We start from the raw sequence: 13,925 nt of genomic DNA on the forward strand, positions 1-13,925 counted from the left end.
CTGACCGTCAACCATTCGGTAGTCATTTGTTGACTATCAAAGAAACGCTTGTGCATGTGTGGCACATTTGCCATCGTGTAACCGCATTTCACGGTCATGTGAGGCAATACCGTACGTTGCCTGTCAGACGGGGATAGACTTGCCGTATCAGTATGCAGATTCAACGCCTTCGGGTGACAGCGGATGGCGGACTGCGGGGCGCTTGTTCAAGTGTCTCGCCAGGCGTGCCACGGCGGCACTGGCATCCCTGGCGCTGGTTGCGTCTCTTGCCAGCTTTCCGTCCGAGACGGCCTCTGCTGCCGGCGAAACGCGCAGCCTGAAGCTCTATTTCGTCCATACCGGCGAACGGGCGGAAATCACCTTCAAGCGCAACGGGCGATATGATCCGAAGGGGCTTCAGGAGATCAACCGCTTCCTGCGCGACTGGCGCCGCAACGAACCGACGAAGATGGATCCGCGGCTGTTCGACCTCGTCTGGGAAGTCTATCGGCGCGTCGGTGCAACCGATTATATCCATGTCGTCTCCGCCTATCGTTCTCCCTCGACCAACGGCATGCTGCGTTCACGCACCAAGGGTGTCGCGAAAAACAGCCAGCACATGCTGGGCAAGGCGATGGACTTCTTCATTCCGGGCGTGAAACTCGCCACGCTGCGCGCCACCGCGATGCAGCTGCAGGTGGGCGGCGTCGGTTATTATCCCACCTCCGGCTCGCCCTTCGTGCATCTCGATGTCGGCAGTGTCCGCGCCTGGCCGCGCATGTCGCGCCAGGAACTCGTCAAGCTTTTCCCCAACGGCAATACCATGCACCTGCCGGCCGATGGCCAGCCGTTGCCGGGTTATGAGCAGGCGGTGGCCGATTACAAACGCCGTGTCGGGGCAAGTTCCATCCAGGTGGCAAGCACGGCCGGCAATGCGCCCGCGACATCTGCCGGCCGCAAGCCGGCCAATCTCTTCGCCATGCTGTTTGGCAACAGCGGCGACGAGGACGAGGATGCCGATGCAATTGCGGCGCCGAGCGAAGTGCCGGAACGTCCTTCGGCTCCGGTCCGCCCGGCCGCACGCGAACCGGCAGAGGCCGACGAGGCCCCGGTGCTGGTGGCGGAGGCAACCCCTGCCAAACCTCAGACCGTGGCAATGCCGGAAGTCGGCGCTCCCGTTCCGTTGTCGCGTCCGGCCTTCCGCGCCGATCCGGCGGCACCTGGCCTGACCGCCCTTTATTCGCAGCCGCAGAGCACGGCACAGGAGGCAATTGCCGCGGTGATGCCGGCAACTCCTGCGACGCCGACCGCGCGGCCTGATCTGCCCGCACCGGCTCCTGCGGTGGATCTCGCCAGCCTGACGGTGCCGGTTCCGACGCTTCTCGGCTCGCGTGGACTGAAGGGGGATGCCCAGGCTTCGCCCATCCAGACCGCCTCGCTTGCGGCAGCACCGGTCGAGGACGAGGAGCTTCTGGCGGCCGTACCCGTTCCGGCGCATCGTCCCGAAACCGCACCGCAGCGCACGGCCGAACTGGTGGCGGTCGCCGCACCGGTTAAGATGGCTGAACCTCAGCCTGCTCCGGCGCCAGCTCCGGTCGCGCCGGTCGTCGAACAGGCGAAATCGGAAGCCGAGAAGCAGACACTGACGCCGGAACTTCTGGCGGAATTGGCGCGCAGCGCCGGTTATACACCAACTCCGCCGCCGAAACCGGCGCCCCGCGCCCCGGCGCAGCAGGAGGTCGCGCTTGCCGCGCCGAGCACAGTCACCCGTGGTGCTTCGGGCATGGTTTTCAACGATGGTTTCGATATGCCGAAACCGTCCGCCCAGCCGCCGCAGCCGGCCAAGGTTGTCAAGGGCGGGGCTGTCTCCAAGCTCGGCGGGCGTCCGGCCAATCCCGGCACGAAGGTGCTGACGGGCGATACGCTGGCGCAGTGGGCGCTCGCCAACAAGCGAACCGATGCGGTCGCGTCCACCAAGGCGCCGCGCATGATGGTGCGGGCACTGTCGGCTGATGTGTCGGCCGGCTACAGCGGCGGCTTCAGGCCCGTCTCGGATGCGGTGGCCATCGACCCCAACCGCTTCAGCGGCGCGAACGTGCCGAAACCGTAACTCAGGACGGTCGTAGACAAAGAAGACCCGACTTGTGGCCCACGCGCCGACCGAGCCATCTCGGTGTGCTCTATCACCGTCCCCACTCTCTGGGGTCAGATGGCGGTTTTCGCGCTGTTACTGTGCGGTCGATGTTTTCATGCGGGCCGCCGCTTACGGTTTGTCTTTAAAATCAGATCCTTGCTGCAATTTTCCGTCTTGGTGCAGTTGCAGTCGCCATAGGCCGAAAAGAGCGCAAACGGCGAGGATCGAACTACCGAAGGCGAGCCATATGGCAGCGTGGGGACCGGCACGCACCAAGATCGCGGTAAACGCCGGAGGGGCGGAGGCAAAGGCGAGGTTGAGCGGTACCGCCAATCGTGCAGAGGCGCGCGCATAGGCATCGGGCGGGAAGATCTGCAGCGGCAATGTGGCACGGGTGACCGCAGTTATGCCGCTGGCTACTCCATACAGTGTAGCAAAGAGCATCGCACCGTAAACGCTGTCTGTAAGCACAAGAATGATGAAACTGAGTGGAAAGAGGATCGAGCCAACAAGGCCTGTGAGGAAGCTCGACAATCGCCGGCCACCGACAAGGTCGACCAGACGCCCCGCCCATTGGGCGATGCCGATGAAGGCTGCAGCCGTAAGCGCGCTGCTATGATTCAGTCCCGACGCTTCGAGCACAACGATGATGGTCAGGGCAAAGCCCCATGTGACGAAGCCATTGAGAGCAAAGCTTACGGCGAACAAGGCGAAGCGCAAACGGTCAAGGCGAGGGGCGTCGATCATCACCTTCGTATCGGGTTTTGCCTTCGGTCGTCGTGCTAGCGTGGACCAAAACAGAGGCGTGCAAACACCTAAAACAATAGCGGAGCAGGTGAGTGTCGCCGTACGCCAGCCCCAGTGGGCCTGCAGAAGCCCTGCGAATGGCCAGACGATGGTTGATGTCAACCCGCCAGCCAAGATCAGTGCACTGAGTGCTTGGCGTGTTTTGTCACCGGCGATCTCCATCACCGCAATCTGTGCCGGGGTCGTCAACATGCTCGCACCTGCGAGGCCAAGAATCACCCAAGACAGGAAATAGGATGCCGGACCGCTCGCAAGGGCGATGATCAGGAGACCTGTCGAGCCCAGGATCGATCCAAAAAGCATGATCGGGCGGGCGCCGTGGCGCTCGAACATGGCGCCGAGTGGCCAGGAAACCATTGCCATAACAATTAACATAACGGTGGGGCCTGCCATGACCAGGGGCAGAGCCAGTCCCAAATCCGCGGCCATGGCTGGCCCCGTCACTGCCGGCAGGTAGAACATTCCGCCCCATCCGATGAGTTGTGTTACCGACAGAGCCGCGACAACATGGACTGTGGCCGAGCGCATCGCTCTTCGGCCAAGCAATGCGGACTGTTGAAAGAAGCTTTGAAAGCGGTATGGGCGGGAAAGCATCGAAGCCCCTTGGAAAAGAGAAGAATGGCGCATCGCCAGGCAGCACGGTAAAATAAACTCATGCTGTACGCGTCAGCATGCATTCTCTGGTTTTTTGTCAGACACATTTTTTGTTCGAAACGGTGATATCTGGCGTCTGTTTGTGTTCTGTTTTCGGATGATGCTCAAATGAGTAATTTAGAGGGAGGGCGAGAAAAACTAATGCAGGACAAGCACCGTATCTCTCTCAATGCCGTCAGAGTCTTTGCGATCGCAGCGCGGAAAGGCAGCCTAACGGCCGCAGGTGTTGAACTCGGCGTGACCTCCGGGGCGGTCAGCCACCAGCTCAAGAAGCTTGAAGACGAACTCGGGGTGAGCTTCTTTCACCGGGGGAACAATACGGTCTCCCTTACCGACGCGGGGCGGCGGTTTTATCAGGAGGTCGCACCGGCGATAGCACTCATCGAACGTTCTGCTGCGGCCCTTTATCGTGATGAAAATGAAATCGTCGTGCATGCCACGACATCGCTTGCATTGCGCTGGCTCATCCCGTCCCTGGAGCGTTTTCGCACTCTCTGCCCTCAGGTGCGCGTCCGGGTAGAAACAAGCTCTGCACGCCGTTTTCCGACCGTGCCCGATACGGATATCAGCATCCGTTATTTCCGGAACGGGGAGGCCGCCGACGGATGGGAATTTTTGGCGCGCGATCTCCGCCGCCCGGTTGTTTCACCGAGGTTGCTGAAACAGGATGGCCAAGGTTTAGCGATTGCCGTGCCGAATATGCCGATTCTTCAGTGCTGTGTGGACAATTGGGACTGGAGGCTCTGGTGTGACGTGTTCGATGTGGCGCCCACCGAACTTCATTTTGCTCATGCATTCGATACGGATGATGCAGCTCTCTTGGCCTGTGTTGCTGGCCTTGGAGTGATGCTGGCGCCGACCATTCTGACGGGTCGGGAGTTGACGTCTGGCGCGCTGGTCACCATTCGCGGATACGATCCGGTGGAGACAGGCACATACCGTTACCGGCGTCAGTCGGAATCCAGAGCCGCAAGGCAATTCTGCAATTGGATGGATGCAGAATTGCGAGCTTTCGGCTGATGGTCTTGCGAAAGGTTTTCTGGACAAGGACCCCGGCGGCTCTTGTCCGTTTCTGCTCCGCCGCAACCGTACCTGCGGCGGCGTGAGACGCCGATGGCGCCTTATTCCATGCCGAGGGCGGCCATGTAGGTCTGCAGGATGGTTTCTTCTTCCAGGCGCTCGTTGGCGTCCTTCTTGCGCAGACGGATGATCGTCTTCATGGCCTTGGTGTCGTAACCGCGGCCCTTGGCTTCGCCGAAGACGTCCTTGATGTCGTCGGCGATCGTCTGCTTTTCTTCTTCCAGGCGTTCGATCCGCTCGATGAACTGGCGCAGTTCGGCGGCTGCAACGTTGACTTCCCCGGTCGTTGCCACTTCTTCCATGGGTCGTTCCTTTTGCTTGGCCGGACCCGGGACAGATCCTGTCGCTCGTTGCGCGGCCATTCGGTGGGTTGATGATGATTGGGTTCCAGAAGCCGGCGGGCCGGTCTCTGAGGGTGGCTGTCACCTGCCGCGAAGTCTCGGCAAGGTCAAGGCGTATTCGGATGCGGATGCTTCATTTGTGCGGGTTGTTTTGCGCAAATGCGGCTTTTTGAGCATCGTTCGCTTCAGCCTGGTGGCGGCTTTTCCATTCCTCGTAGGGCATGCCGTAGACGATTTCCCGCGAGGCTTCCTTGTCGAGGGGGACGCCGGCCTCTTCCGCCGCTTCGCGATACCAGTTCGACAGACAGTTGCGGCAGAAGCCCGCGAGGTTCATCAGGTCGATGTTCTGCACGTCGTGCCGGTCCCTCAGATGCGCGACCAGCCTGCGGAAGGCGGCGGCTTCGAAGGTCGTGCGCTGCTCTTCGGTCATCTCGGTCAGTTCGGCCATGGGGCGGTCTCCTTTATTGTCATCCGGCATTGTCATCCGACAGGGTAGGGGCCGGTGCGCGAGGCAAAGAGCTGGTATTCGTGCAGCGCCGGGTCCTCGTTGAGGGCCTCAAAGATCGGCGCCAGGCGGTTTGCCCAGTCGGTGATGCCGTTATCGTCGCCGATCAGGTCCTGGCGCACCTCCAGAAGCGCATGCGGAATGCCCTTCATCATGCAGTGCCGGTACATGGTATCGTTCTTCAGCGCCCCGTCATAGGGTTCGTTGTCGCCGATCAAGAGATCGCGGTCCGCCGACAGACGATCGATCAGCGGTCTGACGGCGCGATGATCGCTGTCCCACAACACGGCGGCATGCCAGGGGCGCGGCACGCCCTTCCAGGCGGGCGTATAGGAATGCAGCGACAGCACGAGGGGTGCCCTGCCGCAGGCCTCTGCCACCGCGGCAATCTCGCGCGCGACGGCGTCGTGATAGGGCCGGTGATAGGTCTGAAGCCGGTGCTGCCATTCTTCATCGGTGATCGGATGGTTGCCGGGAATGATCGCGCCATCGGAGATGCGCATGATCAGCGTCGGGTCGTCCTCGCCACGGTTCGGATCGATCAGCAGCCGCGAAAAGGTCGACATGACCGCCGGCACGCCGAGGCGCGCCGCGAGTTGGCGTGTCAGGCCCTCCACGCCGATGTCATAGGCAATGTGCCGGCGAAAGACGCTGTCTTCGAGCCCGAGCGTCCCATATTCCTGTGGAAGACTGTTCTTCGCATGATCCGCCAGAAGCACCATGCCTCTGTCACGATTGCCGGGTATCAGTTCGAATGGATTAAAAGACTGCATTGCGCCACGCCGGAGAAGACTTGAGACAGAGCCCTGATGGCATGGGGATGCGGTTCGGTGCAAGCATCACTTGTCTTCTGTCAAGCAAGGCCTTGGAGAATATAATCGATTTGATTTCATTGACTTTCGCGAGTGAGCGGGCGAAGACAGTGCAGATGAACCCTCATGGAGTCCCAACGGAAGCCGTGTCGAAAAGCCTTTTGTCTCTTCTCTCCCTGCGTCTCGTTCCGTCGCTTGCCTTTGCGATGGTCAGCGTTCCCGTTTTCGGCTTTGCCAGTGCCGCCCATGCTGATTTTCGTGTCTGCAACGGCACGCAGAATCTCGTCGGTGTGGCAATCGGTTACCGTGCCAGCGAAGGCTGGATCTCGGAAGGCTGGTGGCAGGTGCCCGCTTCGAGCTGTGCCACGCTGATCGAGGGCGAACTGCAGTCCCGTTATTATTACCTTTATGCGGAAGATGCGGCCCGGGGCGGCCGATGGACCGGCGACATCAACATGTGCGTCGCCGAAAACGAGTTCAAGATCGTCGGCGTCGACGATTGTTTCGCCCGCGGCTACCAGCGCATGGGGTTCAAGGAATATGACACCGGCCGTCAGGGCAGCTGGATGGTCCAGCTTTCTGACACGCCGGCCGCGCAAGAAGGCCAGAATTGATGAAGCGAAACCGCAAAGTAAAAATCCTCGCCACCCTCGGCCCAGCTTCTTCCGAAGAGGCGATGATCGAGAAGCTGCACCTGGCAGGCGCCGACCTCTTCCGCATCAACATGAGCCATGCCAGCCATGACCTGATGCGCACCCTGATCGAGCGCATCCGCGCGGTCGAAGCCCGCAACGGCCGCCCGATCGGCATCCTGGCCGATCTGCAGGGCCCAAAACTGCGCGTCGGCAAGTTCGCCGACACCAAGGTGACGCTGGAGCCCGGCCAGACCTTCACGCTCGACAATAACGAGGCCCTCGGCGACAACACCCGCGTTTTCCTGCCGCATCCGGAAATCCTCGAAGCCGTCAAGGCGGGCGACCGGCTGCTGATCGATGACGGCAAGCTGCATCTGCGTGCCGAAAAGGCCGATGGCAAAAGCATCGTCTGCACGGTTGTTGCCGGCACCTCGATCTCCGACCGCAAGGGCGTCAGCCTGCCCGATACATTGCTCGGCGTCGGCGTTTTGACCGACAAGGACCGCGCCGATCTCGACGCCGTTCTCGCGACAAACCAGGTGGACTGGGTGGCGCTCTCCTTCGTGCAGCGTCCGGAAGACCTTGCCGAAGTGCGCAAGATCTCCAAGGGCCGCGTCGGCCTGATGTCGAAGATCGAGAAGCCGCAGGCGATCGAACGGATCGAGGAAATCATCGAGCTGTCCGACGCGCTGATGGTGGCGCGCGGCGATCTCGGCGTCGAAATGCCGCTGGAAGCGGTGCCCGGCCTGCAGAAGCAGCTGACGCGCGCATGTCGCCGCGCCGGCAAGCCGGTTGTGGTTGCCACCCAGATGCTGGAATCGATGATCACCGCAGCCGTTCCGACCCGCGCCGAAGTCTCCGACGTCGCGACCGCCGTCTTTGAAGGCGCCGATGCCGTGATGCTGTCGGCCGAATCGGCGTCTGGCCAGTACCCGGTCGAGGCGGTCTCCACCATGGCCTCCATCGCCACCAAGGTGGAGCAGGATCCCTACTACTCCAACATCATTTACGCACAGCGCCCGCAGCCGGAAGCGACCGGCGCCGACGCGATTTCGCTCGCCGCCCGCCAGATCGCCGAGACGCTGAAGCTGCAGGCGATCGTCACCTATACCTCGTCCGGCAATACCGGTCTGCGCGCCTCGCGCGAACGTCCGCAGGTGCCGATCATCGCGCTGTCGCCGGTGGTGCAGACGGCACGCCGCCTGTCGGTCTGCTGGGGCCTGCACTGCGTGGTGGCGGAAGAGCCGACGGATCTCGACGACATGGTCAACAAGGCCTGCCGCATCGTCGCCGCCGAAGGGTTCGGCAAGCCGGGCGACCGCATCATCATCTCCGCCGGCGTGCCCCTCGGCACGCCGGGCGCCACCAACATGCTGCGCATGGCCTATATCGGCCCGGACGGCCAGTCCGGCGTGTGACGCCGGTTTCGGGATCGAAGAGAAGAAGGGGGCTGTGGACCAGCCCCCTAAACGGTTGCAAGGTCGCGATCAGACACGGAATGGATGTTTGTCGTTCAGGGTTTCCAAGAGCTGCCAATGGCCGCGGGCTCATCGATCCCGCCAGGAAGGTCGGTTAACTTTCTGGCATCCTCGGGCCGTCTGCCGGGCTTGGTGGGATGAAGCATTTCATGGATCACCTCGTCCGCTGAGGCAATGACGCCCACGTCCTCCAATCCACGCAGCAGGCCCACGGTTGAGATCAGGTGGAGATTGGGCGGCCTGTTGAACAACCTCATGCCAGCGTCCTCGAACAGGATCGCGACGGGTTCATTGGTCTTGAGATAGCGTTCAAGGCCTCCTTCGTCGGAGACGAAGTCTACCATCGCAAGCTCTCCGGCGTTCTTCTTGAGTTTTTGCCCCAGCCGCCGCTTTTGCCGTTCGCTCTCACCTATGTCAGTCCGCTCGATCACGAACGGTGGAGAGTTGCCATCGATGAACTCTTTCACCTCGGCGTCTTTGAGATAGGAAAGATCGCTGGTGAGTTCGTCGTAGACTGCGTCAACGATGACGAGGCGCATGTCGAGTTCGAGGAGGAGGTGAAGCCGGTCAGCGACCCACAGGCTATTGATCGGACCCGCATCAGGCAGGATGATCGTACATCGCCTCACCCCATCCTCCAGAGCTTTGCAAAGGTGGCAGCCTGGTTTTCGATGTCGTGTGCCGGAGGAAGCGGCATGGGAAGGTCGGCATCTCCCAGCGCGACGAGCAGGTCGGCATAGTCCCTCAGTCCAAGACGGCGAACAGCGTCCCTCCTGGAGAGCAAGCCTTTTGAGTAGGCAAGAAGCGGGTCCTCGTCAGAAATTTCTCCGTCCGGTTCGGTGATCGCTTCAAAGTGCTCGCGTACGATGGCGGTCATGGTTGTCCGGTTTTGTGCGGCATAGGCGTTGACCCGGGCCACCAGTTCCTCCGGCAGATTCATGGACGTGTTCTTCAGCATCGGCAAACCCTCCGGTCATTTCACATATATATGTGAAATGGACCTCGGTAAAAAGACCGTTGCAGATTGCGCCTTCAGAGCCTCCGTTCGCCGCCGTGTCGTCGAACCCGAGTCGGCAGGGCCGGCGGCAGCACGTCCTTATCGGGCGACTGTCTTCTCTCCCGCAATCCGCACCTCCACCTTACGCGCCAGTATGTCCAGATCCCGGTCCTTGCCCGACAGCTTCTCGATGGCGGCGATGGCGAGATCGGTCGCCACGTAATCCGGCTTGTGGCCGACGCCCTTCAGCCAGATCAGTTCCGAGTCCTTGATGTCGCGCTTCAGTCCGACGGAATGGATATTGGCGAGCACCACCGGATCACTGTCGCCGGTGATGATGATGGCAGGGCTTTCGATCTCGGTATAGCGCGGTGCCATGCGCGTGACATAATCGAGGAGGTTTGCCACGTCCCGGGCGTTGTGGCGGAAGTTTTCCGGTCGCAGCACAAGCGCTGGCGCCCCTTCTTCCACATAGGCCTCGCGGCGGGCATTCGGCGCAAAGACGGAGCGGGTTGCCGGATCGAGCAGCACCATGCCGGCAGGCATCACCAGCGTGTGGCTGAACAACCAGCCGAGCACCGGCGTCGAGGCCACATGATAATGCCAGTCGATGCCGCCCGGCCAGGGGTGGGTGGCGGGCGAAAGAAACAGCGTGCCGATTACCTTGTCCGGGTGGAACAGGGCAAAGCTTGCGGCAATCGCGCCGCCGAAGGAATGGCCGACGATGATCGCCCGCTCGATGCCCTTCGCCTCCAGCAGCTTTGCGATCGCTGCCGCCTGTCCGTCCGGGGTGGCATTTTCCGCGCCGCCACGTTCGGAATAACCGTGGCCGGGGCGGTCGATGAAGAGAAGTTCGGCACGGCCGCGCAGCGGTGCCAGGAAGGCCGCCTCCTGGTCACGCAGATTGCCGCTTGCGCCGTGGATAAAGATGATCGGCGGCAGATCCGCCTCTGGGCCGACGGGCACCTGCAGCGCGTTCATCCGGAAGCCGCCGACATCCGTCAGCGTCCCGATATTGGGGTAACGGCGTTCGATCTTTTCCGCCCGCCAGGCGGTGAAGCCGAAGGCACCGGCAAGGCCTGCCGCGAGAACGAGGAGTAAAATGACCAGGTAAGACAGGATGGAACGCCTCAGGTCCGGCTGCCGGCGAGCTTTTCGGAGAGTTTCAGCATGTTCTCCTGAGCCGTGCGTTCGGCGGGGTAGATGGCGAGGAATCGCTCCCAGGCCTTCAGCGCCAGTTCGTCCTGGCCGCCTTCCGTCAGGATGGAGGCCAGACCGGCAATGGCGGGGAAATATCGGGGCTCGAGTGCCAAAACCCTCTGCACATCGGCCATGGATTTGCGGGTGTCACCCATCGTGTAATAGAGCGTCGCCCGGCGGTTGAAGACTTCCGGGTAATCCGGTTGCAGCAGCGTCACGCGGTCGAGGAAATCGAGTGCGGCGGCATTCTTCTTGTCATTGATGGACTTGTTTGCCCACTCCATCAAAAGGTCGACCGTGGCGCTGCCGGATGAGGACCAGTTGACGAGGATCTGCTGGGCCAGTTGTTTGGCCTTGTCCGGATCGCGCTCGCGCTTCAGGTCGGCCAGAAGCTTGTCCTGTGTCGCCTGGGGCGACTCGACCGACATCGGTGCGGATGGTGGCGGTGAGGGGTTCGCGGCTGAAGGCCCGGTCGTTGCCGGTGCATCCTGCGCGGCAGCGGGGCCGGCGAGGACGGCTGAGAGAATCAGAACGGGCAAACGAAAAAAGCGCATGCGAGAAAGGTAACTCGCATGCGCTTTATCTCAAACCGAAAAATTCCCGTTATCGAGAACGTGATCCGGTCCCGGCCGAACCGGCTTCAATCAGCCCTGACGAGCCTTGAAGCGCGGGTTCTGCTTGTTGATGATGTAAACGCGGCCCTTGCGGCGAACCAGACGGTTTTCGCGATGACGGGCCTTAAGCGCTTTGAGCGAGTTCTTGATCTTCATTTCTCTGATCCGCGTATTCGTTGGCGCTTAGGCCACACAATCTTCTTACAATCAAAAGCGCGCACACGGCGCTCTCTTTAGGATGCACGGCTGATACAGGTTCGCTCCGGGCCTGTCAACCGCAGGCGCCTTATGGATCAAGCCTTTTCAGCGCAAAAGCTCGGTCACATGGCCCATCTTGCGGCCAGGGCGGGCTTCCGCCTTGCCGTAAAGATGCGCCAGAACATGCGGTCGGGCGAGCCAGAGGGCGACATCGTCCATGTCGTCGCCGATCAGATTGGTCATCACGCAGTCGGAATGGCGGGCAGGGTTGCCGAGGCTGAGGCCTGCAACGGCCCGGATGTGCTGCTCGAACTGCGAGACGACGCAGGCCGCTTCCGTCCAGTGGCCGGAATTGTGCACGCGCGGTGCGATCTCGTTGGCAATCAGCGTGCCGTCCGTCATGACGAAAAATTCCATGCCGATCACGCCGACATAACCGAGCCCCGTCAGCAGCCGTTCCGCCGCCGCGCGGGCCGCGGTCTCGGTCGCCTGGCCGATCCGGGCCGGCAGGGTGGAGGTGTGCAGAATGCCGTTGCGGTGGACGTTTTCCGCCAAGTCATAAGCTTCGATATGCCCATCCGTACCGCGCGCGGCAATCACGGAAACCTCACGTTCGAAGGGTACGAAGGCTTCCAGAATCAGCGGCACCGATCCCATCGCCTCGAAGACGCCGGCGGGGCTGTCTTCGGCCGAACGGAACACCCGCTGGCCCTTGCCGTCATAACCGAGGCGGCGGGTCTTCAGCACGCCCATGCCGCCAAAATCATCCAGTGCGCGCTCGAGATCGGCCTGCGAATCGACGGCGTGGAATTTCGCCGTCTCGATGCCACAGTCGTTCAGGAAGCGCTTTTCCGTCAGCCGGTCCTGCGCCACTTCCAGAGCCTTCGGTGGCGGATAGACCGGACGCAAGCCCGCCAGCCGCTCGGCGGCGGCCACAGGAACGTTTTCGAATTCGTAAGTGACGACACGGCATTCCCGCGCCAGTTCGTCGAGCGCTGCCGGATCATCGTAAGCGGCAACGATCTGGCGGTTCGCCACCTGGGCGGCCGGGCAATCGGCCTGCGGTTCCAGAATGATGGTGCGGAAATTCAGCCGTGCGGCGGCAATGGCCAGCATGCGGCCCAGCTGGCCGCCGCCGATAATGCCAATGGTGTCAAGCGTCATGGCGCCTCGTCAATGGGGTAATCCGCGACAGACGCCGTCTGGCGCGCGCGGTATTCGTCCAGCCTGTCGGCCAGATCGTCGTCGGAAAGAGCAAGCACCGCGGCAGCCAGCAAGGCGGCATTCACCGCCCCGGCGCGACCGATCGCCAGCGTTCCCACCGGAATGCCGGCCGGCATTTGCACGATGGAATAAAGGCTGTCCATGCCGGACATGGTCTTGGACTGGACAGGAACGCCGAACACGGGGAGCGGCGTCAGGGCCGCCACCATGCCCGGCAGATGGGCGGCGCCGCCGGCGCCGGCAATGATGACCTGGAACCCTTCTTCTCGCGCGCCCTTGGCGAAGGCGACCATGCGGTCCGGCGTGCGGTGCGCGGAGACGATCCTGGCCTCATATCCCACATCCAGCTGGTCCAGCGTGTCTGCGGCATTTTTCATGGTTTCCCAGTCGGACTGGCTTCCCATGATGATGGCTACCGGCGGTCTCTCCTGCGGCAAGCTTGCGTCCTCCGTCGTCACGCGATGATGTCGGGAATGATCTGGTCTTCAAGCTGGCTCATCTTGTCCTTGATGGCGAGCTTCTTTTTCTTCATGCGCTGGATGCGCAGTGCTTCGCAGCCGGTGGTGATCATGGCGTTGATCGCGGCGTCGTAGTCTTCATGCTCCTGGCGCAACCTCGCCAGCGCAAGCCTGATATCCGCCTGTTCCTGATCAGCCATCTGTCAATGTCCCCACTATTCATTCCGGTCTTTGTCTTGCCGGGGAATGCATCGAAGCTCCTACCATCAAACCTCCTGAACGACTAGTCTGGCCGTCAGCAATTGTGGCCAAATAAGTGCAACCGAAGAAACCCGATGAATCAAGCCCTAACGGGGAGGGGCCGCGTTGCCGCGGCTCTGTCTTGCTGCGGTGCAAGCGCGTGGCGGTGGGACAGTCCTTCATTCCGGCTTAATCAAATCCACCGATTTGTCACGATGAAACCACCATTTCGCCTTCGACAAAGGACGCGGTTCATGTCACAGTTCTGTTGCAAACCTGATGCCATCGGCTCAAGGGGAGCTGGTGGCCGGAGAACAAGGAAGGACGTGCCACATGACCATTCAGGCTCATATCGAATCGCTTGAAAAGAAGCACGGCGCTCTTGAGGAGGAGCTCCAGAATATTCTCGCGTCTCCTTCGTCCGATGATCGTGAAATAGCAGAGTTGAAACGCCGCAAGCTTCGTCTGAAGGACGAAATGGAGCGGTTGCGCAAGACGCGCCATTGATCTTTTCAAAGTCGCTATGAGTTCGATGTCATACGGGTCGCCGCCGAAATCGTCTTCAGTCA

At 61.5% G+C, this 13,925-nt stretch carries 16 protein-coding genes and 1 pseudogene; 5 read left to right on the top strand and 12 right to left on the bottom strand.

Annotated features, from left to right (window positions below):
* Positions 1–202 precede the first annotated feature (202 nt).
* Positions 203–2,089, top strand: a complete 1,887-nt coding sequence (locus OU993_RS11755) for a DUF882 domain-containing protein (RefSeq protein WP_268157233.1) — start codon at positions 203–205, stop codon at positions 2,087–2,089.
* Between the two features lie 153 nt (positions 2,090–2,242).
* On the opposite strand, the gene OU993_RS11760 is transcribed toward OU993_RS11755, so the two are convergent.
* The gene (locus tag OU993_RS11760; RefSeq protein WP_442792911.1) at positions 2,243–3,547 is read right to left on the bottom strand and encodes an MFS transporter; all 1,305 of its coding nucleotides are present in this window, start codon (positions 3,545–3,547) and stop codon (positions 2,243–2,245) included.
* Positions 3,548–3,715: 168 nt separating this feature from the next.
* Between OU993_RS11760 and OU993_RS11765 the strand changes: the two genes are divergently transcribed.
* Positions 3,716–4,594 (top strand): LysR family transcriptional regulator, encoded by an 879-nt coding sequence (locus OU993_RS11765; protein WP_268157234.1) that lies wholly within the window; start codon positions 3,716–3,718, stop codon positions 4,592–4,594.
* A 101-nt stretch (positions 4,595–4,695) separates the two neighbouring features.
* Here the strand turns inward: OU993_RS11765 and OU993_RS11770 are convergent, their stop codons facing one another.
* The 3 genes from OU993_RS11770 to OU993_RS11780 form a co-directional block, all read right to left on the bottom strand.
* Positions 4,696–4,956, bottom strand: coding sequence for a DUF2312 domain-containing protein (locus OU993_RS11770; protein ID WP_268157236.1), 261 nt, complete (start codon positions 4,954–4,956; stop codon positions 4,696–4,698).
* A gap of 172 nt (positions 4,957–5,128) precedes the next feature.
* Complete coding sequence (locus tag OU993_RS11775; RefSeq protein ID WP_442792912.1) at positions 5,129–5,443, bottom strand: DUF1244 domain-containing protein; 315 nt, start codon at positions 5,441–5,443, stop codon at positions 5,129–5,131.
* Between the two features lie 32 nt (positions 5,444–5,475).
* Complete coding sequence (locus OU993_RS11780) at positions 5,476–6,273, bottom strand: N-formylglutamate amidohydrolase (protein WP_268157237.1); 798 nt, start codon at positions 6,271–6,273, stop codon at positions 5,476–5,478.
* Between the two features lie 269 nt (positions 6,274–6,542).
* Between OU993_RS11780 and OU993_RS11785 the strand changes: the two are divergent.
* Together OU993_RS11785 and pyk are read left to right on the top strand one after the other, a co-directional pair.
* Positions 6,543–6,926: pseudogene (locus OU993_RS11785) on the top strand (DUF1036 domain-containing protein); the annotation flags it as partial.
* Positions 6,926–8,365 carry a pyruvate kinase gene (gene pyk, locus OU993_RS11790; protein ID WP_268157239.1) on the top strand — a complete coding sequence of 480 codons (1,440 nt, stop codon included), beginning with the start codon at positions 6,926–6,928 and terminating at the stop codon, positions 8,363–8,365. The pseudogene OU993_RS11785 and the gene pyk, both read left to right, overlap by 1 nt.
* A 95-nt stretch (positions 8,366–8,460) precedes the next feature.
* Here the strand turns inward: pyk and OU993_RS11795 are convergent, their stop codons facing one another.
* From OU993_RS11795 to OU993_RS11830, 8 genes are all read right to left on the bottom strand, one after another.
* Positions 8,461–8,964 carry a hypothetical protein gene (locus tag OU993_RS11795; RefSeq protein WP_268157241.1) on the bottom strand — a complete coding sequence of 168 codons (504 nt, stop codon included), beginning with the start codon at positions 8,962–8,964 and terminating at the stop codon, positions 8,461–8,463.
* An 86-nt stretch (positions 8,965–9,050) separates the two neighbouring features.
* Complete coding sequence (locus OU993_RS11800) at positions 9,051–9,383, bottom strand: hypothetical protein (protein WP_268157243.1); 333 nt, start codon at positions 9,381–9,383, stop codon at positions 9,051–9,053.
* A gap of 138 nt (positions 9,384–9,521) precedes the next feature.
* The gene (locus OU993_RS11805; RefSeq protein WP_268157700.1) at positions 9,522–10,532 is read right to left on the bottom strand and encodes an alpha/beta fold hydrolase; all 1,011 of its coding nucleotides are present in this window, start codon (positions 10,530–10,532) and stop codon (positions 9,522–9,524) included.
* A gap of 20 nt (positions 10,533–10,552) precedes the next feature.
* Positions 10,553–11,176 (bottom strand): tetratricopeptide repeat protein, encoded by a 624-nt coding sequence (locus tag OU993_RS11810; RefSeq protein WP_268157244.1) that lies wholly within the window; start codon positions 11,174–11,176, stop codon positions 10,553–10,555.
* A 90-nt stretch (positions 11,177–11,266) separates the two neighbouring features.
* Positions 11,267–11,392, bottom strand: coding sequence for a type B 50S ribosomal protein L36 (ykgO, locus tag OU993_RS11815; RefSeq protein ID WP_165217824.1), 126 nt, complete (start codon positions 11,390–11,392; stop codon positions 11,267–11,269).
* A 147-nt stretch (positions 11,393–11,539) separates the two neighbouring features.
* A complete protein-coding gene (locus OU993_RS11820) occupies positions 11,540–12,598 on the bottom strand; it encodes a 5-(carboxyamino)imidazole ribonucleotide synthase (RefSeq protein ID WP_268157246.1) in 1,059 nt (352 codons plus the stop codon).
* On the bottom strand, positions 12,595–13,062 hold the full coding sequence (gene purE / locus OU993_RS11825) for a 5-(carboxyamino)imidazole ribonucleotide mutase (protein WP_268157702.1): 468 nt from the start codon (positions 13,060–13,062) through the stop codon (positions 12,595–12,597). The genes OU993_RS11820 and purE overlap by 4 nt, the downstream gene beginning before the upstream one ends.
* Before the next feature lie 50 nt (positions 13,063–13,112).
* The gene (locus OU993_RS11830; protein ID WP_268157248.1) at positions 13,113–13,316 is read right to left on the bottom strand and encodes a YdcH family protein; all 204 of its coding nucleotides are present in this window, start codon (positions 13,314–13,316) and stop codon (positions 13,113–13,115) included.
* Positions 13,317–13,689: 373 nt separating this feature from the next.
* Here OU993_RS11830 and OU993_RS11835 point away from each other — a divergent pair, with 373 nt between their 5' ends.
* Positions 13,690–13,863, top strand: a complete 174-nt coding sequence (locus OU993_RS11835; protein ID WP_165217830.1) for a YdcH family protein — start codon at positions 13,690–13,692, stop codon at positions 13,861–13,863.
* The last annotated feature ends 62 nt before the right edge of the window (positions 13,864–13,925 follow it).

The sequence above is a fragment of the Rhizobium sp. SL86 genome, assembly GCF_026672545.1.
Taxonomy (GTDB): Bacteria; Pseudomonadota; Alphaproteobacteria; order Rhizobiales; family Rhizobiaceae; genus Neorhizobium.